Source organism: Parahaliea aestuarii (assembly GCF_008064635.1).
Classification (GTDB): Bacteria; Pseudomonadota; Gammaproteobacteria; order Pseudomonadales; family Halieaceae; genus Parahaliea; species Parahaliea aestuarii.
In genome coordinates, this window is the sequence record NZ_VRYZ01000007.1 from 43,107 (window position 1) to 66,376 (window position 23,270).

At 63.9% G+C, this 23,270-nt stretch carries 22 protein-coding genes; 14 read left to right on the plus strand and 8 right to left on the minus strand.

The window, feature by feature from the left end; translation table 11 throughout:
* Window positions 1–92 precede the first annotated feature (92 nt).
* A complete protein-coding gene (locus tag FVW59_RS15175; RefSeq protein WP_148065215.1) occupies window positions 93–668 on the plus strand; it encodes a helix-turn-helix domain-containing protein in 576 nt (191 codons plus the stop codon).
* On the opposite strand, the gene FVW59_RS15180 is transcribed toward FVW59_RS15175, so the two are convergent.
* Both FVW59_RS15180 and FVW59_RS15185 read right to left on the minus strand, forming a co-directional pair.
* Window positions 665–1,699 (minus strand): COX15/CtaA family protein, encoded by a 1,035-nt coding sequence (locus FVW59_RS15180; RefSeq protein WP_148065216.1) that lies wholly within the window; start codon window positions 1,697–1,699, stop codon window positions 665–667. The genes FVW59_RS15175 and FVW59_RS15180 overlap by 4 nt on opposite strands.
* 88 nt (window positions 1,700–1,787) lie before the next feature.
* The gene (locus FVW59_RS15185) at window positions 1,788–2,675 is read right to left on the minus strand and encodes a LysR family transcriptional regulator (protein WP_148065217.1); all 888 of its coding nucleotides are present in this window, start codon (window positions 2,673–2,675) and stop codon (window positions 1,788–1,790) included.
* Between the two features lie 142 nt (window positions 2,676–2,817).
* On the opposite strand from FVW59_RS15185, the gene FVW59_RS15190 reads away from it, so the two are divergent.
* The 3 genes from FVW59_RS15190 to FVW59_RS15200 all read left to right on the plus strand — a co-directional run bounded on the left by FVW59_RS15190 (window position 2,818) and on the right by FVW59_RS15200 (window position 6,179).
* Window positions 2,818–3,519, plus strand: a complete 702-nt coding sequence (locus FVW59_RS15190; RefSeq protein WP_148065218.1) for a CoA transferase subunit A — start codon at window positions 2,818–2,820, stop codon at window positions 3,517–3,519.
* 12 nt (window positions 3,520–3,531) lie between these two features.
* On the plus strand, window positions 3,532–4,188 hold the full coding sequence (locus FVW59_RS15195; protein ID WP_148065219.1) for a 3-oxoacid CoA-transferase subunit B: 657 nt from the start codon (window positions 3,532–3,534) through the stop codon (window positions 4,186–4,188).
* A 104-nt stretch (window positions 4,189–4,292) separates the two neighbouring features.
* On the plus strand, window positions 4,293–6,179 hold the full coding sequence (locus FVW59_RS15200; protein ID WP_148065220.1) for an ATP-binding cassette domain-containing protein: 1,887 nt from the start codon (window positions 4,293–4,295) through the stop codon (window positions 6,177–6,179).
* A 41-nt stretch (window positions 6,180–6,220) separates the two neighbouring features.
* Here the strand turns inward: FVW59_RS15200 and FVW59_RS15205 are convergent, their stop codons facing one another.
* From FVW59_RS15205 to FVW59_RS15220, 4 genes are all read right to left on the minus strand, one after another.
* Window positions 6,221–7,510: a DUF2254 domain-containing protein gene (locus FVW59_RS15205; protein ID WP_148065221.1), complete on the minus strand. Its 1,290-nt coding sequence runs from the start codon at window positions 7,508–7,510 to the stop codon at window positions 6,221–6,223.
* 18 nt (window positions 7,511–7,528) lie between these two features.
* Window positions 7,529–8,722 carry an amino acid aminotransferase gene (locus FVW59_RS15210; RefSeq protein ID WP_148065222.1) on the minus strand — a complete coding sequence of 398 codons (1,194 nt, stop codon included), beginning with the start codon at window positions 8,720–8,722 and terminating at the stop codon, window positions 7,529–7,531.
* A 25-nt stretch (window positions 8,723–8,747) separates the two neighbouring features.
* Entirely contained in the window at window positions 8,748–10,187 is a 1,440-nt protein-coding gene (pepD, locus tag FVW59_RS15215) for a beta-Ala-His dipeptidase (protein WP_148065223.1), read from the minus strand.
* Between the two features lie 75 nt (window positions 10,188–10,262).
* Window positions 10,263–11,573, minus strand: coding sequence for an NCS2 family permease (locus tag FVW59_RS15220; protein WP_148065224.1), 1,311 nt, complete (start codon window positions 11,571–11,573; stop codon window positions 10,263–10,265).
* Window positions 11,574–11,738: 165 nt separating this feature from the next.
* Between FVW59_RS15220 and FVW59_RS15225 the strand changes: the two genes are divergently transcribed.
* On the plus strand, window positions 11,739–12,308 hold the full coding sequence (locus FVW59_RS15225) for a phosphoribosyltransferase (protein WP_148065225.1): 570 nt from the start codon (window positions 11,739–11,741) through the stop codon (window positions 12,306–12,308).
* Between the two features lie 427 nt (window positions 12,309–12,735).
* Here FVW59_RS15225 and FVW59_RS15230 read toward each other — a convergent pair whose 3' ends face one another.
* Both FVW59_RS15230 and FVW59_RS15235 read right to left on the minus strand, forming a co-directional pair.
* Window positions 12,736–13,341 carry a cupin domain-containing protein gene (locus FVW59_RS15230; RefSeq protein WP_246139752.1) on the minus strand — a complete coding sequence of 202 codons (606 nt, stop codon included), beginning with the start codon at window positions 13,339–13,341 and terminating at the stop codon, window positions 12,736–12,738.
* Window positions 13,342–14,763 carry an amidohydrolase family protein gene (locus FVW59_RS15235; protein WP_148065226.1) on the minus strand — a complete coding sequence of 474 codons (1,422 nt, stop codon included), beginning with the start codon at window positions 14,761–14,763 and terminating at the stop codon, window positions 13,342–13,344.
* 217 nt (window positions 14,764–14,980) lie between these two features.
* Between FVW59_RS15235 and FVW59_RS15240 the strand changes: the two genes are divergently transcribed.
* The 9 genes from FVW59_RS15240 (at window position 14,981) to FVW59_RS15280 (ending at window position 23,250) form a co-directional block, all read left to right on the plus strand.
* On the plus strand, window positions 14,981–17,122 hold the full coding sequence (locus FVW59_RS15240; RefSeq protein ID WP_148065227.1) for a TonB-dependent receptor: 2,142 nt from the start codon (window positions 14,981–14,983) through the stop codon (window positions 17,120–17,122).
* A 132-nt stretch (window positions 17,123–17,254) separates the two neighbouring features.
* A complete protein-coding gene (locus tag FVW59_RS15245; protein WP_148065228.1) occupies window positions 17,255–18,268 on the plus strand; it encodes a GRP family sugar transporter in 1,014 nt (337 codons plus the stop codon).
* Entirely contained in the window at window positions 18,268–19,200 is a 933-nt protein-coding gene (rbsK, locus tag FVW59_RS15250; RefSeq protein ID WP_148065229.1) for a ribokinase, read from the plus strand. The genes FVW59_RS15245 and rbsK overlap by 1 nt, the downstream gene beginning before the upstream one ends.
* A 28-nt stretch (window positions 19,201–19,228) precedes the next feature.
* Window positions 19,229–20,284 (plus strand): purine-nucleoside phosphorylase, encoded by a 1,056-nt coding sequence (locus FVW59_RS15255; RefSeq protein WP_222711541.1) that lies wholly within the window; start codon window positions 19,229–19,231, stop codon window positions 20,282–20,284.
* 120 nt (window positions 20,285–20,404) lie between these two features.
* On the plus strand, window positions 20,405–20,590 hold the full coding sequence (locus FVW59_RS15260) for a hypothetical protein (RefSeq protein ID WP_148065231.1): 186 nt from the start codon (window positions 20,405–20,407) through the stop codon (window positions 20,588–20,590).
* A 118-nt stretch (window positions 20,591–20,708) separates the two neighbouring features.
* Window positions 20,709–21,443 (plus strand): carboxy-S-adenosyl-L-methionine synthase CmoA, encoded by a 735-nt coding sequence (gene cmoA / locus FVW59_RS15265; protein ID WP_148065232.1) that lies wholly within the window; start codon window positions 20,709–20,711, stop codon window positions 21,441–21,443.
* Window positions 21,440–22,438: a tRNA 5-methoxyuridine(34)/uridine 5-oxyacetic acid(34) synthase CmoB gene (cmoB, locus tag FVW59_RS15270; RefSeq protein WP_148065233.1), complete on the plus strand. Its 999-nt coding sequence runs from the start codon at window positions 21,440–21,442 to the stop codon at window positions 22,436–22,438. The genes cmoA and cmoB overlap by 4 nt, the downstream gene beginning before the upstream one ends.
* The gene (locus FVW59_RS15275) at window positions 22,435–22,917 is read left to right on the plus strand and encodes a hypothetical protein (protein WP_148065234.1); all 483 of its coding nucleotides are present in this window, start codon (window positions 22,435–22,437) and stop codon (window positions 22,915–22,917) included. The genes cmoB and FVW59_RS15275 overlap by 4 nt, the downstream gene beginning before the upstream one ends.
* Before the next feature lie 27 nt (window positions 22,918–22,944).
* Window positions 22,945–23,250 (plus strand): putative signal transducing protein, encoded by a 306-nt coding sequence (locus FVW59_RS15280; RefSeq protein ID WP_148065235.1) that lies wholly within the window; start codon window positions 22,945–22,947, stop codon window positions 23,248–23,250.
* The last annotated feature ends 20 nt before the right edge of the window (window positions 23,251–23,270 follow it).

Here is a 23,270-nt window from a genome sequence, read left to right on the forward strand (position 1 = left end):
GCAGAGGCATTCACTATGGTGGAAAATTTCCGCTATAGTAGACGCCACTTTTCTTTCATACAAGACAAAATTCCCGGATAGCGGATATCGCCATGACCAAACCCGCCACTGACCCCGCCAGCAAAGTGCTCTGCGAGCGGGTGACCGAGCTGCGCCAGCGCAACAACTTCACCCTCGAACAACTGGCCGCAGCTTCGGGAGTCAGCCGCTCCATGCTCAGCCAGATCGAGCGCGGCCAGGCCAACCCGACGCTGGCGGTGACCTTCCGCATTGCCCAGGCCTTTGGCCTGAGTATAGGCGAACTGGTGGACGACCCCTCCGCGGGAGGGCACATTGAGATTGTGCACGGGGACGACCCGGCCCACATTTTTCGTGCCGACAGCGAATGCCAGATTCGCACCCTGTCGCCACTGCACATGGAAAAGGACGTGGAGTTTTACGAGATTGTGATAGCGCCCGGCGCCAGCCTGGAGAGCTCTGCCCACTTCGACGGCACCCGTGAACTGCTCACCGTGGCCAGCGGCAGCGCCGCCGTCACCGCCGGCAGCACCCACTGCAAACTGGGCGAGGGCGATTCCGCCCACTACCGGGCGGACACCCCCCACTGCATTGCCAACAGCGGCGAGACCACTCTGCGCGGCTACCTTGTGGTGACTTACCGCAGCTAGCGGCGCAGGGTGTGGGCGAGAAAGAGAGCCGCCGACAGCAGGATCACCGCCCCCCCCTGGTGGGCAGCCGCCAGCGACACCGGCACATGCAGCAGCAGGACGCTGATACCCAGACCGAGCTGCAGCAGCAGGGCCAGCACAAGCAGCAGCACCGCCAGACGCACCCGGGGCCGGGGCGCCCGGCGCCAGGCCAGGACAGCAAAGACGGGAATCAGCACCGTCAGGCAGTAGGCGAAAATGCGGTGATTGAACTGGATAGTGGTGATGTCCTCGAAGGCGTCCAGCCAGGGCGGCACGCCGCTATAGAGTCCGGGTGGCACAAAACCGGTGCCCATCAGCGGCCAGGTATTGTAGGCAAAGCCCGCCTTGGTGCCGGCCACCAGCGCACCCGACAGGATCATCAGGTAGACCAGCGCCACCAGCACCAGTGACCACCCCGCCAGCGGGCCATTCGCGCCGCCTTTCGGCGGCCGGGCAAAGCGCAAATCAAAGATCAGCCACAGCATGAAGGCATAGATCAGCACCGCCAGCCCCATGTGCGCGGTCAGCCGGTACTGGCTGACATGGGGGTTGTCCACCAACCCGCTCTTCACCATGTACCAGCCCAGCAGGCCCTGGCATCCGCCCAGCAGGAAAAGCAGCCAGAGCTTCGGCTGCATGCCCGCCGGCACCCGCTGGCGCAGCATGAAAAACAGCATGGGGAAGAAAAACAGCACGCCGATGGTGCGCCCCAGCAGACGGTGCAGGTACTCGTACAGGAATATCGACTTGAAGCCGTCGAGGTCCATGCCGCGATTGATCTTCTGGTACTCGGGGTAAGCCTTGTACTTGTCGAAGGTCTGCTGCCAGGCCTCGTCGCTGAGGGGCGGGATCACCCCCATCAGGGGCTTCCACTCCACCATGGACAGGCCGGAGTTGGTGAGGCGGGTGACGCCGCCGAGAATGATCATGCCGAATACCACGGCGGCACAGAGCATCAGCCAGGCGGCAATCTGGTGGTCATACTGGCGTTGCTGTTGGGACAGGAGCATAGTCGTTCAGCATTGGAAAATCGGGGCCGCATGATAACCAAAAGCGGCCGCCAGCGCAGTTCATCGCCGCCACCCCTCCTTGCAAACCCTAAGCCGCCGATTCCCCCAGCACCGCCAGCATGGCCTGGGCGGCCACCGACAGCGGCGCCCGGCGGCGTGTTAACACACCCACTTCCCGCACCAGCGCCGGCGAGCCGATCGGGCGAATGGCCGCTCCCATCTCTTCCACTTGCGCCGCGCTCAGCGACGGTACTACCCCCACGCCCAGTCCCGCCGCCACCATGCGCCCGATACTCACCAGCTGGTGCGCCTCGAAGGCCGGCGTCAACTGAAGGCTGCGCTCCGCCAGTGCATTGTCCACCATGCGGCGGATACTCGACGGACGCTGCAGGGCGATATAGGGGAAGGGCAGCAGGTCCTCCCAGCTCAATTCACGCTTGCCCAACAGGGCGTGTCCCGCAGGTAGTGCCAGCACCAGCTGGTCGCGAAAAAGGGGCTTGAAGGTGAGGTCCTGGGCCTCGCCGGGGTCGAAACTGACGCCCAGCTCTGCCCGTCCCTGGCGCACCATTTCCACCACGCTTTCGGCCACCACATCGTGCACTGTCACGTTGATATCGGGATATGTCCGGTGAAAGCGGGCCAGCAGCGCCGGCAAGCGGCTGGCGGTAAAGGTGGGCATGGCGGCGACATGGAGCTTGCCGCGGCGCAGGGCAAAGCGGTTGTGCACGTCCTCCAGCGCCCGGTCCCAATCCGACAGCAGGCGTTTGACCACCGGATAAAAGGCTTCGCCTTCCGGGGTCAGTGCCAGGGAGCGGGTGGATCGAGTGAACAGGCGTCCGCCCAGGGTGTCCTCCAGCTTGCGAATACTGATACTGAGGGCCGGCTGGGACAGGTGCAGCAGTTCGCAGGCCTCGGCGAAACTCCCGGAACGGGCCAGGGCGGCAAAGGCCCTGAGCTGCCTCTCACTCACATTCATTTATTTTTCCAATCAATTAATAGATTAATGAAATTTGTTAAATATAAGCGCCGAGGGCATGCTTCGGCAATGTTGCGGGAACGGCGGCGCGCCGTCCCGACTACACTTTTATCGTGCACCCACGCCAGTAAAGGAGACAGCCATGTCCGGATTCGACAAGGTGGTAGGCAGCTACGAGGAAGCGATGGACGGCCTCGAAGACAACATGACCATCGTGGCCGGTGGCTTTGGTCTCTGCGGCATCCCGGAGAATCTCATCAAGGAGATCAAGCGCCGGGGCACCACCGGACTGACCATCGCCTCCAATAATGCGGGCACCGACGGCAACGGCCTCGGCATCCTGCTGGAAGACAAGCAGATCAAGAAAATGATCGCGTCCTACGTGGGCGAGAACGCCCTGTTCGAAGCGCAGATGATGAGCGGCGAACTGGAGGTGGAACTTACCCCCCAGGGTACCCTGGCGGAGAAAATGCGCGCCGGCGGCGCCGGCATTCCCGCCTTCTTCACCGCCACCGGCTACGGCACCCCGGTGGGCGAGGGCAAGGAAGTGCGGGAATTCAACGGCCGCCACTACATTCTGGAAGAAGCCATCCAGGGCGACTTCTCCATCGCCAAGGCCTGGAAGGCGGATCGCATGGGCAACCTGATATTTCGCATGACCGCGCGCAACTTCAACCCCATGGCCATCACCGCCGGCAAGATTGCCGTGGTGGAGGTGGAGGAAATCGTCGAAGTCGGCGAGCTCGACCCCGACCAGATTCACCTGCCCGGCATCTACGTGAACCGCCTGATCCAGGGCACTTTCGAGAAAAACATTGAAAAGCGCACCGTGCGCAGCGCATAAGGAGACGTCACCATGGCTTTGACTCGTGAACAGCTCGCCCAGCGCGTAGCGCAGGAATTCCAGGACGGCTACTACGTCAACCTCGGCATCGGCATCCCCACGCTGGCCGCCAATTACATCCCCGACGGCATGCAGGTCATGCTGCAGTCCGAGAACGGGCTGCTGGGCATGGGGCCCTTCCCGCTGGAAGAGGAAGTGGACGCCGACCTGATCAACGCCGGCAAACAGACCGTGACCATGGTCAAGGGCGCCTCGATTTTTTCCTCCGCCGAATCCTTTGCCATGATCCGCGGCGGTCACGTCGACCTGACCGTGCTGGGCGCCTTTGAAGTGGACTGCCAGGGCAACATTGCCTCCTACATGATTCCCGGCAAGTTGATCAAGGGCATGGGCGGCGCCATGGACCTGGTGGCCGGAGCGGACAACATCATCGTTGTCATGACCCACGCCTCCAAGCACGGCGAGTCCAAGCTGTTGCCCGAGTGCACCCTGCCCCTCACCGGCAAGGGCTGCATCAAGCGGGTGCTCACTGATATGGCGCTCCTCGACATCGAGGGCGGCAAATTCATCCTGCGGGAACGGGCACCGGGCGTGAGCGTTGAGGAGATCGCCAGTCTCACCGCCGGCGAGCTGGTGATTCCGGACAGCGTGCCTGAAATGCAGGTCTGAGACCCAACCCGGACCTCCACGGACCGGCCTCTCGAGCCCCGGCGATGACAGTCGCCGGGGCACTGGCGTAGAATGCGGCCCCTCATTTATCCCCAGGCAGCCCCATGCCCCTGCTCAAGCTCGATCAAGTCCAACTCCAGTTCGGCACCCACAGCCTGCTCGACCACGTCGACCTCACCATCACCAAGGGTGAAAAGCTGGGCCTGCTGGGCCGCAACGGCATGGGCAAAACCACACTGCTGAAAGTACTGGCAGGCGAGATCAGCCCCGACGCCGGCGAGCGCTGGCTACGCCCCGGCGTGAAGCTGGCACGGCTGGAACAGACTCTGCCGGAAGCAGACGACGCCACGGTCTATGACGTGGTGGCCGGTGGCCTGCCAGAAGCGGGAGAGCACCTGAAGGCCTACCACCACCTGCTGCAGCAGGGGGCCGAGGTGGATATGAATGCCCTCGCCCGGGTGCAGCAGAAGCTGGAAGCGGTGGACGGCTGGAACCTGCAACTGCGGGTGGAAACCACCCTCAGCCACCTGCAGCTGCCCGCCGACGCCCTGATGCGGGAACTCTCCGGCGGCTGGCGGCGCCGGGTGGCACTGGCCCGGGCACTGGTGTGCGAGCCGGATATCCTGCTGCTGGACGAGCCCACCAACCACCTCGATATCCCCGCCATCGAGTGGCTGGAGGAGCAACTGCAACAGTTCCGCGGCGCCCTGATCCTGATCACTCACGACCGCCGCTTCCTGCAGAACGTGGTGAACAGTATCGCCGAACTGGACCGCGGCCATCTGTCAGTATGGCGCGGCGACTACCGCGGTTTTCTCGAGCACCGGGAACAGGAACTGGCGGCCGAGGAGCGCGCAAACGCCCTGTTCGACAAAAAGCTCGCCCAGGAAGAAGTCTGGATCCGCCAGGGTATCAAGGCCCGGCGCACCCGCAACGAGGGCCGCGTGCGCGCCCTGAAAGCCATGCGCGAAGAGCGCGGCCAGCGTCGCGAGCGCGTGGGCAAGGCCACTTTCGCCCTGGAGGACGCCAGCAGCTCCGGCAAGATCGTGGCCGAGCTGCAGGGCGTGAGCAAGGCCTACGGCGACAAGACCCTGCTCAGGGACTTCTCCACCATCATCCAGCGCGGCGATCGCATTGGCATCGTCGGCGCCAACGGCGCCGGCAAATCGACCCTGGTAAAGATTCTGCTGGGGCAGCTGGAGCCCGACAGCGGCAGCGTCAAACTCGGCAGCAAACTGGAGGTGGCCTATTCTGACCAGCTGCGCGGCGCCCTGGACCCGGAACAGAACCTGATCGACAACGTCTGCGGCGGCCAGGAGTTCATCGACATCAAGGGCAAGCGCAAGCACGCTATCTCCTACCTCGGCGACTTCCTGTTCAGCCCGGAGCGGGTACGGACGCCGGTCAAGGCCCTGTCCGGCGGTGAGCAGAACCGCGCGGTGCTGGCCCAGCTGTTCAGCAAACCCGCCAACCTGCTGGTGCTGGACGAACCCACCAACGACCTCGATATCGAGACGCTGGAACTGCTGGAGGAGATCCTGCTGGACTTCGACGGCACCGTAATCCTGGTCAGCCACGACCGGGACTTTATGGACCGGGTGGTCACCAGCCTGCTGGTGGTGGAAGGCAATGGTGTCGTCACCGACCAGGCCGGCGGCTACAGCGACTGGGAAGCGCGAGGCGGCAAGCTGCGTGAAATCACCGAAAAGCCCCCCGCCGCCAGGACTGCGGAAGCGGCCACTGCGCCTGCCAGCAAACCCGCGGCGCCCCGCCCCAAACTGTCCTATAAAGACCAGCGCGAGCTGGATGCCCTGCCGAAAAAAATCGAGGCGCTGGAACAGCGCCAGGCCGAACTGGAGGCCGCGATTGCCGACCCCGGCTTCTACCAGCAGGAACGCGAGGTCACCGAGCCGGTACTGTCCGAACTGGCTGACGTGCAGGAAGCGCTGGAAGCGGCCATGGAGCGCTGGATGGAGCTGGAAGAAGGCTGATCGGGCACGGATGGGCACCGGTCTTCGCGGCGCCCCGGCCCCTACTCTGGCAACACCAGCGCGGCAAGCGCCTCGCGTTCAAAATCCATCACCAGCGCCGTCTGCGCCCGCTCCCAGGCGCGCCGGGAGTGCAGTCGGGCCGCCGCTTGCAGCTCTGCATCCGGCAGCGCCGCAAGCGATGCCAGCGCCTTCTGCAGGCGCACCTGAACCGACAGCATGGCCGCCCCGTCCCGGGACAGGGGCGTCACAATATCGTCGAGCAGATCGAAGGGATCCAGGGCCGGCAGCCAGACCCGGGCCTCGCAGCACTCGTCTTGCCCATCGTCTTTCCCTCTCTCATCGCCGTCAGCCACCTCCGCCCGCGTCTGCACCCAGCGCGTCAACAGGCGAGTCGCGCGACCGATGATATCGATGGCCGTACCGGGATCATTGATTCCCGGCGACAGTGCCCGCGAGGCGATCTCGGCCAGTACGATAAGACCGAAGCGGGGGTCGAAGTCGAAGGTGCGGGTGGCGCCGATGGCAAAGGCTTCCCGCAGAGCATCCTCATCCGCACTGCCGCCCCCGGACACGGCTAACAGTGCAGTGCCACTGTCGACAAAGGTTCCCGGCACCGCACAGACAAACAGCTCGACATCGCTGTTTTGTGCCACCTCGATCAGCGCCGGTATATCAATGTGCCGTACGTAACCCACCTGGCCGGCGCTCACCCGGCGGGCAGTCTCCGGTATCTGTTCAGCCAGCTGCCCGCAGGGCCGCGCCCCGAGCCCGGGATAGCGGGCCCGTTCCAGCAGCGCGTCCAGCGTTGCATTCTCCACCCTCTCGGTGGTCTCGCTGACCCGCACCAGGTGCGAGAGATGGTCGATCCAGCGCAGCAGGGCCACCACAATCAGCACAATCACCAGTGCGGTGAGGGCAAACAGCACCACGTGGCCGCGCTCGCCGTAAACGCCGGCATTCAGTGCCACCAGCCCCACCAGGCTGAACAGGAAGGAGCCGATAAACACGCCGAGGGCGTGGCGGGTAATCTCGTTGTCGAGCACCAGGGTCGTGGCGCGGGGCGAAGTATTACCGGTCACTGCGCCGTGGGCAGTGACCATGGTCGCCAGTGAGAAGGTGGTGACCGCCAGCATGCTGGAGGCGAGAATGCCCAGCACCCGATCCGCGGCTTCCGCGGTAACGTACTCGGCGGTGCCGGGGGGAATGAGCGGCGCCAGCAGCGCCGCCAGAAACACCGAGCCCACCGCGGCCAGCGCGTACAGCAAGGCCGTCAGCCACAGCTGCCTGGCCAGTTGGCGCAGGGCCCAGTGCCAGTGGGTCGAGAGACTCACGTGGAGCCCCGGCGCAGGTCAGCCTTTAACCACCTGCCCGACAGCTGCCGCCAGGGCATCGATATTGCGCGCATTGACTCCCGCCACGTTGATGCGTGAAGAGTCCAGCATATACACACTGTGCTCATTGCGCAGCTTCTGCGCCTGTTCCTTGCTCAGGCCGAGGAAGGAGAACATACCCTTCTCCCGCTCGATAAACCCGAAATCGCGATCAGTAGCGGCTTCCAGTTGGTGGCGGATCTGGCTGCGCAGGGCGTTGATACGCTGGCACATGCCCTGCAATTCCGCCTCCCAGCTGGCGCGCAGCGCCGGGTCGGTCAGCACCTTGCCGGCGATAATCGCACCGTGGGCCGGGGGCATGGAGTACACCCGGCGCGCAGCCACCTGGGCCTGGCTCTGCAGGGCCGCCGCGGAGTTGCCGTCGCGGCACAGGAACAGGGTGGCGCCGGTGCGCTCGCGGTACAGCCCCAGGTTCTTGGAACTGGAGGCGGCCACAATCATCTCCGGCAGGCGGGCGGCCAGCAGGCGCAGGCCGGCGGCGTCGGCGTCGAGGCCGTCCCCCAGGCCCTGGTAGGCGATATCGATAAAGGGCAGGAAGCCCTGGTTCTCCGCCATGTCGGCAACCACGCCCCACTGCTCCAGCGACAGGTCGGCGCCACAGGGGTTGTGACAGCAGCCGTGCAAGAGCACCACGTCGCCGGCCTGCGCCTGCTTCAGGTCATCGACCATAGCGTCGAAGTTCACCCCGTGGCTATCCGGCTCGTAGTAGCGGTAGTTCTCGAACTTGAGACCCACGCTGCCCAGCAGGGGAATGTGCACCGGCCAGGTGGGGTCGGACACCCACACCTTCGCCCCCGGCACCGCGGCGGCAATCACCTCGGCGCCGATGCGCAGGGCGCCGCAGCCCCCCGGGGTCTGGATGCTGCTGATACGGCCCGCCAGCAGGGGCGCGCTGTCCTCACCAAACACCAGCTTCTGGATGCCGGTGTTGAAAGCGGCGTCTCCGGATGCCGGCATATAGGCCTTGGTGGTCTCTTCCTCAACCAGCTGGCGCTGGGCCCGCTGCACGGCGTCGAACACGGGGCACAGGCCCTGTTCGTCCATGTAGATACCGACAGTGAGATCCACCTTGTTCGGGTTGTCGTCGGCGCGGGCGGCGGCAGCCAGGCCGAGAATGGGGTCGGCGGGCAGCAGGGGCAGTTGATCCAGCATGAAGAGTTCTCCGTCAGGGTCGGGTCTACATCTCCGCCAACAGGGCGGTGAGCAGGGTCCAGAAAGGGGCTACGGTGTCGATCTGCAGGCGCTCGGTGGGCGAGTGGGCGCCGCGGATGGTGGGGCCGAAGGACAGGATGTCCACATCGGCCTTTTTGCTCTTGAGAATGCCGCATTCCAGGCCGGCATGGATGGCCTTCACTGCGGGCACTTCGCCAAACAGGCGTTCATGCAGGGCCTTGCCCCGGGCCAGCAGGGGGCTGTCGAAGTCCGGCTGCCAGCCGGGGTAGCCGCCCTTGTCGGTTAGTTCCAGGTCGGCCATGCGCGCCAGCGCGGCCATCTGGCGCCGCAGGGGATGGCTCTGGTCCTCGTTGAAAAAACGCAGGCTGGATTCAATATACAGGGCGCCGTCCTGCAACTCGCAGCGCGCGAGGTTGATACTGAGGTCCACCAGGTCCGCCGGCTGGGCGAGATTGTAGGATTGCGCGCCGTGGGGAAACACCGCCAGCACATCCAGTAAAGCGTTACTGTCGGCGGCACTGAGCACCGCTTCCGGCTCTGCCGCGCTCAGGGTCGTCTGCAATCCTTCGTCCGCCGCCGGCAGGTAGCCGCGCCAGTGGCCGAGCAGGGTGTCGAGGCGCGTCTGCAGGCTATCGGCCAGGTGCGAGGGGCAGGCAAACCAGACATCGCCCTCCCGGGGAATCACATTGTGAGCCACCCCGGCGTGGAAACGCGCCAGTTGCAGGCCCTCAACACCCTGCAGGAAGTCCACCAGCAACTTGATGGCGTTACCCAGTTGCTCGTGAATCTGGATGCCGGAATGGCCGCCCGACAGTCCCTTCAGGTTGAGGTGGAAATGGGCCAAACCCTCGGTAAAAGCACTGGCGTACTGCCGGCGGAAGGTGTGACTGTGGCCGCCGGCGCAGCCGATATAGAGCTCATTCCAGTCCTCGGTATCCAGGTTCAGCATGCGGGTGCCGCTGAGCATGCCGGCGTCCAGTTCCTGGGCGCCGCCGAGTCCGGTTTCTTCATCCACTGTGAACAGCAATTCCAGCGGCGGGTGGGACACGCTGTCGTCAGTCATCACCGCCAGCGCCGCGGCGCAGCCCATGCCGTTGTCGGCGCCGAGGGTGGTGCGGTCGGCCTTGAGCCAGCCGTCCACCACCTGCAGGTCCAGCGGGTCGCGATGAAAGTCGTGCTCCTTGTCCTCGGTTTTCACGGTCACCATGTCCAGGTGGTTCTGGATGATGACCGCCCCTTCGTCTTCGCGCCCCGCACTGCCGGGCACATAAACCACCAGGTTGCCGACGGCATCCGTCTTCCAGCTGCAGCCCGCGGCCTCGGCCTGGTCGATGACGTACTGACGCACTGCCGCCTCTTCCTTGGAAGGGCGGGGAATCTGGGTGAAGTGGTAAAAGTGCTCCCAGATATGGGCGGGAGCCTCGGGGTAGTGTTCGGGTTTCATGGGGCCTCCAAAAGGGGCCGGCATTATACCCGAGGCCGGGCTGCCATGACACGCGCCCGGCCGCCCGCAAACAGCCTACATGAAAGCGAACTTGGCGAGAAAAATGGCCGCCAGGAACCAGGCTCCGGGGGAGATGTCCCGGCGCCGCCCGGCGCAGAGCTTGATCGCCACATAGCTGATGAAGCCCACGGCGATGCCGTTGGCGATGGAGAATGACAGGGGAATCATGACGATGGTAATCAGCGCCGGCACCACTTCGGTGCTGTCCTGCCACTCCAGGCCCTGCATGCCGGTGAGCATAAGCATGGCGACGTAGATCAGGGCGCCGGCAGTAGCGAAAGCGGGCACCATGCCCGCCAGGGGGGCGAAGAAAATGGCGCCCAGGAACAGGGTACCCACGGTAACGGCGGTCAGGCCGGTGCGACCGCCGGCGGCCACCCCTGCCGCGCTCTCCACGTAGCTGGTAACGGGTGCGCAGCCCAGAAAGGCACCGAGCACACTGGAGGTACTGTCGGCCTTCAGGGCGCGATCCATGTTCTCGATATTGCCCTGCTCGTCCACCAGATTGGCGCGACTGGCCACCCCGAGCAGCGTGCCCGCGGTGTCGAACAGGTTGACGAACAGGAAGGCGATCACCACGCTGGTCATCGCCACATCCAGCGCACCGAGGATATCCAGCTGCATAAAGGTCGGGGCGATACTCGGCGGCGCCGCCACCAGGCCGTTGTACTCCACCTGCCCCGTCAGCAGTCCGATCACCGTAATGGTGAGGATTCCGAGAATGATGGCGCCGTGCACCTGGCGGATCGAGAGTATGGCAATCAGCAGAAAGCCCAGGCAGGCCAGCGCCGGGCCGGGCCGGGTCAGATCACCCAGGGTGAGGAAGGTCGCCTCGGAGGCGACGATAATGCCGCCGCTTTTGAGACCGATAAAGCCGACAAAGAGGCCGACACCGGCCCCCATCGCCACACGCAAATCGAGGGGAATGCTGTCCAGCATCCAGCGCCGGATGCGCGTCACGCTCATAATCACAAAGAGGATGCCCGCGAGAAATACCGCGCCCAGCGCCACCTGCCAGCTGTAGCCCATATCGGCCACCACCGTATAGGTGAAGAAGGCGTTCAGCCCCATCCCCGGCGCCAGCCCCACCGGCCAGTTGGCATAAAACCCCATGATGTAGCAGGCCAGCGCAGAGGCGAGGCAGGTGGCCACAAAGCTGGCGCTGGGGTCCATGCCCGCCGAGGCCATCATCTGCGGGTTCACGAAGATGATGTAGGCCATGGTGACAAAGGTGGTGGCGCCGGCGATCAATTCGCCGCGCACGGTGGTGCTGTGCTCGGACAGCCTGAAATATCGCCCGAGCAGGCCCTGATCCGGATTCTCCATGCGCGTTCTCTTCCCCTGGGTTCGCTATCGGGCGAGTTTACGGAATCGGCCTGCGGGGCACCATAGCCGCCGGGCCTGTGATAATCTTTCGGCTCTCTCCAGAGGAGCCAATGCCGATTCTCGCTGATCGGATTTGCCTTTAACCGCCGCGCAGGAACCCTTTTCATGGACAAGCACTACATCAGCGCCCAGCAACTACTGGAAGACTCCTTCCGCCTGGCCTGGCAGGTCTACGAGAGCGGTTATCGCCCCAATTACATTGTCGGTGTGTGGCGCGGTGGAGCCCCGGTAGGCATCGCGGTGCAGGAATTGCTGCATGTGCTGAAGGTGGATTCAGACCACATCGCCATCCGCACGTCTTCCTACACGGGCATCGACCAGCGCAGCCGCCACGTGCAGGTACACGGCCTCAATTACCTGATCAAGCGCCTGGAGTCGGAGGATTCGCTGCTGATTGTGGACGACGTGCACGACTCGGGCCTGTCGATCGACCAGACGATCAGGGATCTGGAAGCGGCCTGCAAGAAGAATACGCCGGAGATCCGTATCGCCACGCCCTATTTCAAGCCGGGGCGCAACAAGACGGGGCGCATTCCGGACTACTATGTTCACCAGACGGACGAGTGGCTGGTGTTTCCCCATGAGCTGGATGGGCTCACCATGGTAGAGCTGCGCGAGCACAAGCCGGAACTGGCGTTTATGGTGGATGCCATGGAAGGGATTCGGGGGAAATAGAACTTCCATCCAGTGTGGGAAATTGTCGCCGAGTGACGAAGAGTGCGACTTTGTAGGCCGGTCGCGAACTGGCGGTGTGCCTACCCGGACACGCTACGAGCACGTCCATGTGCGCTCTTCAGCGGCCATCCATGGCCGCTGACGGTCCGGGTAGGCACACCGCCACCTCGCTCCCTCCAACGGTGCAAGTGCCCCACTGGGAGCCGTAGTGAGAAAACTTAACAATCCGCCGAGAGAGCGCGCAGGGTGCCCGAAGCCCTTCCGGGACCGTCAGCGGCATGGATGCCGCTGAAGAGACTACATGGATGTATTCACGGCGTGTCCCGGAAGGGCTTCGGGCATCGTGTGTGCGGCTTAAGTGCGCAAAGCCAATCCAGACCCGCGCTGGTTCGGCTGCCGCAATCCAGCAGCACAGCCGAACTGGATATCACTCCCGCGTATAAGCCCTGACAATTTCCTCGTGCTGCGGAAAACGCTCCAATAGCAGCGCCCGCTTGCCCAGCGTCATATCCTCGTACTCAAACCCCGGCGACACCGCCTCCGATATCAGGCCGTAATCACCAGCCGGCAGATGTGACGCCTTCCACACGCCTCCTTTCACCGTGAGCTGCAAGCGCTGCCCCGCCGCCAGGTCAGGCCCCAGCACCGCGGTTTCCAGACGCCCGTCCGGGTGAATCATGTAGTAATGCACCGGAGCACCGAGGTGCCAGTAATGGACGATATCCGAGCGGTTGAGATGCCAGTGGCCGATGGCGGAGTCCGCCGTCAGCAGGTAATGAATGGAGCTGAGGCTGTAACGCTCGCCTGCAGGCGTTTTAACCCGGGGCTGGTCATCCGCCTGGTAGGTGCGCCGGAAGTAGCCGCCCTCCACATGCCCTTCCAACTGCAGTTCACGTATCACGGTGTCCTTGTCGGGCATGGTCAGACCCTGTGCCATGTTGCTCTCCCCCTGTGACAAACTGGTCGCCAGCAGAACAGCCAGCGCCAGCCCGGCGCGTCCCCTAGCCAGATTCCTGGTTTTTACGGTTGCCATTCAATCGTCCTCCTTTGCTGCCAGTGCCGCGCGGATTTCGGCGCTGCGCTCGGCCACCTGCCTGCGCAGGGCCGCCTCGTCCATGCTGAGCACTTTGCGATCCTGCATCAGCACCTGGCCGGCCACCACGGTGGACACCACATCGGTGCTGTCGAGCACATAGACCAGGTGGGAGGTAATATCGTAGAGCGGCTGGTGGCGGGTCTTGTCCACCGCCACCTGGATCACATCGGCCTGCATGCCGACCTTGAGCTGGCCGATTTCGCCGGCCTTGTGAATGGCCGCGGCACCCAGGCGGGTTGCCATCGCCAGTGCCTGCCCTGCCGGCAACTCGGTGGGGTCGCCGCTGTTGACCTTGTGCAGCAGGGCCGCCATGCGAATCTCTTCCCACATATCCAGGTCGTTGTTGCTCGCGGCGCCATCGGTGCCCAGACCCACGTTGACCCCTGCTGCCAGCATCGCCGGCACCGGCGAGATACCAGCGCCGAGTTTCATATTGGAGGTGGGATTGTGAATGGCCCCGACCCCCGCCTGCGCGGTCAGGGCAATGTCCTCGGCGTTGAGTTGCACCATGTGCGCAGCGATCAGCGGCTGGTCGTACATGCCAATCTTCGCCACATGCTGCACGGGCGTGGTCTGGTACTGCTGCGCCACGAACTCGCTCTCGGCAGGCGCCTCGGCCAGGTGCATGGAGATCGGCGCCTTCAGCTCGGCGGCCTTTTCCACCGTGGCGCGCAAGTGCTCCGGCACGACGGTATAGGGCGCGTGCGGCGCGAACGCCGGGGTAATGCGCGGGTCCTTGCCCTGCCAGCGTCGCACGAAGTCTTCCGCGGCGGCGAAGGAGTCGTCCCAGCCCTTGAAGCCCGGGCTGGGGTAGTCGATATGCGGGGCACCGATCACCGCACGCAGGCCGCAGTCCTGCACCACGGCGGCGATGTCGTCGGGGTAGAAGTACATATCGACAAAGGTGGTGGTGCCCCCCTGGATCATCTCCCAGCAGGCCAGGCCGGTGCCGGCGCGGATAAATGCCGGGGTGACAAAGCGGCCCTCCATGGGAAAGACGTACTGATTGAGCCAGGTCATCAGGTCGAGATCATCCACCATGCCCCGGAACAGGGTCATGGCGGTGTGGGTGTGGCCGTTGATCAGGCCGGGCATCACGACCCTGCCCGCGCCAGGCAGGGTGCGGCTGGCCACGTAACGGGCGTCGATTTCCTGGTGCGACCCCAGTGCAACAATACGATCGCCCTCCACCACCACCGCGCCGTCGCGAATCTCCGGCTGCTGCGGGTCCATGGTGAGGATGTAGTCGCCGTAAATAATCAGGTCCGGGGCGGCGTGAGCCGGTCCACTGCCCAGTCCGCCGGCCAGTGCGACACAGGCCAGCAGGCCGGCCACCGGCCCTGCCAATCGAGATATCACGGTTTCATTCCCCCTGTCATGAGATAGCTGCACCCGCAACGCAGCCTGTGCGGCGGTTGCGGAAAGCAATTCTGGTACTTTTGCTGAAACGGGCTGCGAGTTCCCTGCGATAAGAGTAAATTTTGCACACTTGTGCCAATAACACCAGTTGGGGTCGCCAGAGCCCTGCACATCCCCGCATAGAACAACATCAAGTGACCTTTGCTAGGAGACTCCCATGAAACGTTTCACCCCTGCGCGCCTGGCCCTTGCTGCCGCCACAGCGTCAGCCCTCAGTGCCGGTCCGGCTCTGGCCCAACTGGAAGAAGTGATTGTCACCGCCCAGAAGCGGGAACAAAGCCTCATCGACGTACCTCTTTCAGTGGCCACCCTGTCCGGTGAACGCTTCACCGCGCTGTTCGAGGGCGGCGCCGACATCCGCGGCCTGTCCGCCCGGGTGCCGGGCCTGTATGTGGAGTCCTCCAACGGCCGGGTGGCACCGCGCTTCTATATTCGCGGCCTCGGCAACATCGACTTCGACCTGGCGGCCTCCCAGCCAGTATCGGTGATCATGGACGAGGTGGTGAAGGAAAACGTCGTCCTCAAGAGCTTCCCCCTGTTCGACATCGACCGGGTGGAAGTGCTGCGCGGCCCCCAGGGCTCCCTGTTCGGCCGCAACACCACCGCCGGCATCGTGAAATTTGACTCCAACAAACCCACCTACGAGCCGGAAGGCCACGCCAAAGTCGATGTGGGCACCCTGGGCACGACCAACTTCGAAGGCGCCATGAGTGGCGGACTCAGCGAAACCCTGGCTGGCCGCATCGCCGTGCTCTACCAGAGCCGCGAGGACTGGATCGACAACGGCTTCACCGGCGAGGACGACGCCCTCGGCGGATTCGTGGAAAAAGCCGCCAAGGGCTTCCTGCTGTGGGAACCGAACGACCAGTTCTCTGCCCTGCTCGGCGCTCACTACCGGGATCTGGATGGCACAGCGGCCGTGTTCCGCGCCAATATCTTCGATCCGGGCAGCAATGACCTGAACGACAACTACGACCGCGATACGGTGTTCTTCGATGACGGCGACAACAATCCGCAGGAATACCAGAACGGCGGCGCCAACCTGAAGCTGGATTACGATATCGGCGCCGTTACCCTGACCTCCATCACGTCCTGGGACGAGGCCGACGGCCGCAGCCTGGGGGATATTGACGGCGGCAACCTGGTTACCGGCCCGGGCTTCATTCCCTTCCCCTCCGCCACCCAGGATTCAGCGGACGTGGAGCAGTTCACCCAGGAATTCCGTGTATCCAGCAACAGCGACGGCGCCTTCAACTGGCAGGCCGGCGCCTTCTACTTCGACGGTACCCTGGACGTAGAAACCGACCCCGGCTTCACTGCCCCTACGCTTGTTAACCACGACAACACCACCTGGGCGGTGTTCGGCCAGGGCGACCTGGCCCTCGGCGACCTGTGGACTCTGACCGCCGGTATCCGCTACACCGACGACGACAAGGACTTTACCGCCCCCGGCTACGATGTCAGCGCCTCTGACGATCATGTCAGCGGAGACGTCGCGCTGTCCTTTGCGATCAGCGACAACAGCACTCTGTGGGCCAAAGTCGGCAGCGGCTTCCGCGCGCCGACCATCCAGGGCCGCGACGTGGCCTTCGGCGCCGCCCCCTCGGTAGCGGATTCAGAGACCATTCTCTCCTATGAACTCGGCTACAAGGCGGAGCTGTTCAACAATCGCCTGCGCCTGAACACGGCCGTGTTCTACTACGAAGTCGACGACATGCAGTTCACCGCCGTGGGCGGTACCGACAACCTGATCCAGCTGGTCAATGCCGACCAGGGCACCGGCCAGGGCGTCGAACTGGACGTGGAGTGGGCCGTTACCGACAACCTGCAGGTGACTTTTGGCGCTGCCTATGCCGACACCGAAATCGAGGACGGCGACCTGCGCGTCGGCGGCTGCGGTTCCGGCATGTGCACCATCACCAACCCGGTGGACGCCAACGGCCTGGTGTTCGTAGACGGCAACCCCTTCCCCAACGCCCCGGAGACCACCTATAACTTCACCCTGTCCTACAGTGTGCCGGTGGGCCGGGAGTCCGAACTGTTCGCCTTCACCGACTGGTCCTACCAGGGCGACACCCAGATCTTCCTCTACGACGCGGTGGAGTTCCGCACCGAGGACCAGTTTGAAGGCGGTGTGCGCCTGGGCTGGCGCCTGCGCGACGGCGGTTACGAGATCGCCCTGTTCGGCCGCAACATCACTGACGAGGAGAACGTGCAGGGTGCCATCGACTTCAACAACCTGACCGGCTTCACCAACGAGCCGCGGGTGTGGGGTCTGTCTCTGGCTACCCGCTTCTGATGGCGCGTAGCTAGACTGAAAGCGATCTTCTACACTGGAAGAGCGCGTGTGAGAAAACCCCGGCCCGCCGGGGTTTTTTCTGCCCGGGCAATGATTGCCGTGCCTGACAACACAACAATAGAGGGCTGAATCATGTTTATTGTGGAAAGTTATGCCGTGGCGGTGGCACTGTGTTTTGTCACCATGCTGTGCTGGGGCTCCTGGGCCAACACCCAGAAAATGGCCACCCAGGAGTGGCGCTTCCAGCACTTCTACTGGGACTACTCGATCGGCGTAGTTCTACTGGCCCTGCTGATGGCCTTCACGCTGGGCAGCAGCGGCGAGCAGGGGCGCAGTTTCATCCCCGACATTTCCCAGGCCGACGGGAATGCCATCGCCATGGCCCTGCTGGGGGGCGCGGTGTTCAACTTTGCCAATATCCTGTTGGTGATTGCCATCGATATCGCCGGTATGGCGGTGGCCTTCCCGGTGGGTATCGGGCTGGCGCTGGTGATCGGCGTGATCGCCAACTACGACCCTGCCCAGGTACACAACCCGACACTGCTGTTTATAGGGGTGGCGCTGGTGGTAGTAGCCATTGTCATCGACGCCCTGATCTACCGCAAAATTCCCGGAGAAAAAGCCGCCAATGTCGGCAAGGGCCTGGCCATCTCCATCGTCGCCGGCATCGCGATGGGTTTTTTCTACCGCTTCGTGGCCCAGTCCATGTCCTTCAACTTCAGCGCGCCAGAGGCGGGCCTGATGACGCCTTACTCCGCCGGCGTGGTGTTTGCCATCGGCCTCCTCCTGTCCAACCTGCTGTTTCTCCTGCCGCTGATGTACAAACCGGTAACCGGTGAGGTCGCGCCACCCGGGGAGTACTTCAGCCGCGGCACGCCGCGCCTGCACATCGTCGGTATGCTGGGCGGCGCCATCTGGGCCACGGGTTTCTGTTTCAACATCATCGCCGCCGGCAAGGCCGGTTACGCGGTGTCCTACGGACTCGGTCAGGGAGCGACCATGGTCGCGGCCTTCTGGGGCGTATTTATCTGGAAGGAGTTCCGCGACACGCCGGCGGGCACCGGCAAACTGATCGGCGCCATGTTCGCCTGCTTTCTGGTCGGCCTGGGCCTGATCATCTACTCCAATCTGCAGGGGGCCGGCTGATGGCGCAGCTTCTCGTGGTCGGTTCCAGCAACACCGACATGATCCTGCAGGTGCCGCACCTGCCGCGCCCGGGTGAAACCGTGCTCGGCGGTACCTTCAGCACCGCCGCCGGCGGCAAAGGCGCCAACCAGGCGGTGGCCGCCGCCCGCGCCGGGGCAGACGTGAGCCTGATCGCCCGGGTGGGCGACGACAGCTTTGGTACCGCGGCCCTGGCCGGCTTCGCCGCCGATGGTGTGGACACCCGCTTCTGCAGCGTAGATCCGAAGCTGCCCTCCGGTATTGCCCAGATCCTGGTGGCGGCCGACGGGCAGAACTGCATCGGTGTTGCCTCGGGTGCCAACGACGCCCTCGCCGTGCGCCACCTGGAGGCAGCCAGCGCGGCCTTTCGCAGGGCTGCCGTGGTGCTGCTACAACTGGAGACGCCACTGGAAACCGTCCTCCACGCGGCCACTCTCGCCCGCGACGCCGACGCCGTTGTCATCCTCAATCCAGCGCCGGCCCGGGAATTACCCGCAGCACTCTACCCCCTGCTGGACATCATCACACCCAACGAATCCGAAGCGGAAATGCTGACGGGGATCGCCGTCGACAGCGAGGACAGTGCCGCTGCCGCGGCCAATGTGCTTCACGGGAGGGGAGTCGGCACCGTTTTGTTGACCATGGGCCAGCGCGGCGTGTACATGTCGCGCGACGATGGGCAAAATAGCGCCCAGCGGCAGCAGCTGCCGGCCTACCCGGTTCAGGCTGTGGACAGCACCGCTGCCGGCGATGTTTTCAACGGCTGCGTGGCCGCGGCCCTGGCCCGGGGACAGGCTCTGACCGATGCCATTGCCTTCGCCCAGGCAGCTGCCGCGCTGTCGGTGCAGACCCTCGGCGCCCAGACCAGCGCACCGCTTAGAGAGGCCATCGACCACTTTCTCCAGTCCCGTTAATCCAGCAAGGAATCTTCCGATGTTCAAAATGTTCCCTGTCATCGCGCTTGTGCTGCCACTGTTGGCGGCCAGCCTGTCACTGCGTGCGGCTGAGGGCCCCATCCCCGTCAAGGTGGTGGTGGTCACCATGTTTGAAACCGGCGCCGACAGTGGCGACGAAGCCGGCGAGTTCCAGCGCTGGAACGAACGGCTGCCACTGGACAAAGTCTTCCCGGCGCCGCACATGCACCACGACATCCACTACAACGAGAAGCTCGGCGTGCTGGGCATCGTCACCGGCATGGGCACGGCCAACGCTGCCGCCAATGTGATGGCCCTGGGACTGGACCCGCGCTTTGACCTGAGCAAGGCCTATTGGCTGGTGGCCGGCATCTCCGGCTTCGACCCGGAAGATGCCTCCCTCGGCTCCGTGGCCTGGGCCGAGTATCTCGTGGATGGCGACCTGGCCCACGAAATCGACGCCCGGGAAATCCCGGAAGACTGGGAGACTGGCTACTTTCCCCTGTTCAGCCAGGGCCCCAACGATCCCGAGCGCAAAAGCTACAGCCTGGGCGAAGTGTTCCAGTTGAACAGCACTCTGGTGGAATGGGCCTTCCAGTTCACCCGCGACATGGAGTTGCCGGACGACCCCGCCCTGGCCGCGACCCGCAAACTCTACCCCGACTACCCGGTGGCCCAGCGCACCCCCTTCGTACTCAAGGGCGACCAGCTCGCCGCCATGACCTTCTGGCACGGCAAGCTGCTGAACGACTGGGCCAATGACTGGACCGACTACTGGACCGATGGCAAGGGCGAATTCGTCAGCTCGGCCATGGAGGATACCGGCACCTTCCAGTCGCTGACCTACCTGCACGAAGCGGGCAGGGTGGACAAGAACCGCGTGCTGGTCTTGCGCACCGCCTCCAATTTCACCATGCCCCCCACTGGCAAGAGTGCCGCTGAATACCTGCGTGAAGAGCAGCACGACAGCTACGCCGGACTCGACGCCGCGCTGGAAAATGCCTTCCTGGTGGGCAGCAAAGTGGTACAGGAAATCAGCGGTAACTGGAGCCGTTACGCCACCGAGACACCGCAGGCAAAGTGAGTTCCGCACTCGCTTTGCCATTTTTTCACAATTATAGGCTGTACTTTTTACACCACTTGACAAACGTCCCGCACTAGACTCGAAGGTGTAGGGAATCCGTAGAGATGTAGAAGGTACAGTATGAAACGTCGCGATCAAGGCAAAGCGAGTCTGGTAGACATTCTTCGCAGCATTAAATTCAGCCGTGAAAGCAGCAGCCGCAACACCGACGATTGCAGCACGCATTTTGCCGATTTCGAGCAGCGCGCCCGCACCCGTCGCCAGTACAGCGCTGAAGACGCCCAGCTGATTCGCAGCGCCAACTAGGGCGCAGCCTGGCCAACCAGCGCAGCCGCCTGTGCTGCGCAGCTCCACAGCGGAGCGCCCCGGCGTTCCGTGCTAGAATTCGCGGCCATTTCCTTGCGCACTCACACAAGGACTACCCGTGAGCGACTCCCGCGATAACATCTACGCCGAGCCGGTCGACCCCGCCCTGTTTCGTTTTGACGACAAGGTGGCCGAGGTCTTCCCCGACATGATCAAACGTTCGGTGCCCGGCTACACCACCATTGTGGCCATGACCGGCCTGCTGGCCGGGCGCTACGCCAGCCCCGGCAGCAAGCTCTACGACCTCGGCTGCTCACTCGGCGCCTCCACCCTGGCCATGCGCCAGAATGTGCACCACAGCGACTGTGAAATCATCGGCGTGGACAACTCCCAGGCCATGCTGGAGCGCTGTCGCAGCGTGATCGATACCGACAGCCACGACGTGCCGGTCAGTCTGCACTGCGCAGATTTGCAGGACGTAGTCATCGAAGACGCCTCCGTTGTCGTACTCAACTTCACCCTGCAGTTCATCGCACGGGAAGAACGCGATGCGGTAATCCAGCGTATCCACGATGGCCTGCGCCCGGGCGGCATCATGGTGCTGTCGGAGAAGGTGACCTTCGAGGATCCCCACCTGGACGAACTCAATATCGACCTGCACCACAATTTCAAGCGCGCCAATGGCTACAGCGATCTGGAAATTGCCCAGAAGCGCCAGGCACTGGAGAACTACCTGCGCCCGGAAACGCTCGCCGAGCACAAGCAGCGCATTGCCGGGGCCGGCTTCGACAGCTGCGATGTGTGGTTCCAGTGCTTTAACTTTGCCTCGCTGGTAGCCCTCAAGCAGCAATGATCGACTACCAGCCACTGATCGAGCGCTGGCGCGATGGCGAACTCGACACCTGGGCCGGACGCTTGCCAGAGCAAATTGCCGCTGGCCTGTCCCACCAGCGCTACGGCGACCTGCCGCGCTGGCTGGAAGTGCTATCGGCCCTGCCAGACCTGCCGGTTACCGTGCGCCACCTCGACGGCGACCGTGTCGGCGCCGACTGCGATCCACCACTGGACGCAGTCACACAAAACGCCCTGCGGGAAACCCTGCAAGGGCTGCATCCCTGGCGCAAGGGACCCTTCGAGTTGTTCGGCGTGCACATCGATACCGAGTGGCGCTCAGACTGGAAGTGGGACCGCATCACTCCCCACCTGGATGACCTCGACGGCCGGCGGGTACTGGATGTCGGTTGCGGCAGCGGCTACCACTGCTGGCGCATGGCCGGCGCCGGCGCCGGCGAGGTGATCGGAATCGATCCGACGCCCCTCTTCGTGGTGCAGTTCTGGGCCCTGCAGAAGTACCTGCAGCAACCCCATGTCTGGCTGTTGCCGCTGGGCATTCAGGATGTACCGCCGAAACTGCAGGCCTTCGATACCGTGTTTTCCATGGGCGTCCTCTACCACCGTCGTTCACCGATGGACCACCTGCAGGAATTGCGCGACTGCCTGCGACCCGGCGGGCAGCTGGTGCTGGAAACCCTGGTGATCGAGGGTGGACCGGGTGACACGCTGGTGCCGGAAGGCCGCTATGCACGCATGGGCAATGTGTGGTTTCTGCCCAGCACGGATACCCTGCTCAGCTGGGCGCGCAAGCTCGGATTCGTCGACGCGGCGCTGGTGGATGTTGCCACCACCAGCGTCGAGGAACAGCGCGCCACGGACTGGATGCGCTTTCATTCACTGGCCAATTTCCTCGACCCGGAAGACGCGAGTAAAACCATCGAGGGCTACCCGGCTCCGCGCAGGGCGGTGATTACCGCCCGCGCGCCGGGCACTCGGAGAGCGAAAAATCCATGAAGCTGAACGACGGCGCCCGGACCGGCTTTTTCTTTGGCGCGACCTCCGGTGTGATCACGCCCTGCGGCCTGCTGGTCGGCCTGGCCGCCGGTACCGGCTCGGTCACCACCGTGATCAGCGGCATCCTGATCGTCGCCATCGCAGATTCAATGTCGGATGCACTCGGCATTCACCTGTCCGAGGAGTCCGGTGCCGGCAATAGCCACCGCCGGGTGTGGATTGCCACCATCACTACCTTCATCACCAAACTGCTGGTGGCGCTGACCTTCGTGCTCCCTTTCCTGATACTGCCGATGGATGGCGCGATCATTGCCGCCCTGCTGTGGGCCTCCATACTCATCACCTTTATGAGCTGGCAGATCGCACGCCTGCAGGGCGAACGGGCAGGGCCGGTGGTTGCAGAGCACCTGCTGGTAACCGCCGCGGTGGTAGTGGTTTCACACCTGGTCGGGATATGGATTCACGGACTGTTTGCCTAGCCTTCAGCTCGTGACAGAATCCCGCCGATGAGCGCTATCTTTTCCCACCCGCAGCTGGTGGTGGTTCACCAGATCGCCAGCCTGCTGCAACAATCCGGCATTGCCACCGAACTGCGCAACGAATACGCGGCGGGCGCCGCCGGCGAGCTGTCCCCCATCGATGCGTGGCCGCAGCTGTGGCTGCGGGATTCACGCCAGGCCGATTGGGCCCGGGAGGTCATCCGGCAGTTTCAGCACGCCGAGCCCGGTCCCGACTGGCACTGTCCCGCGTGCAACAATACCAGCCCCGACACCTTCGAGACCTGCTGGCATTGCGGGGCGGCGCGCAGCTGAAAATAGCGCAGATTCACGGC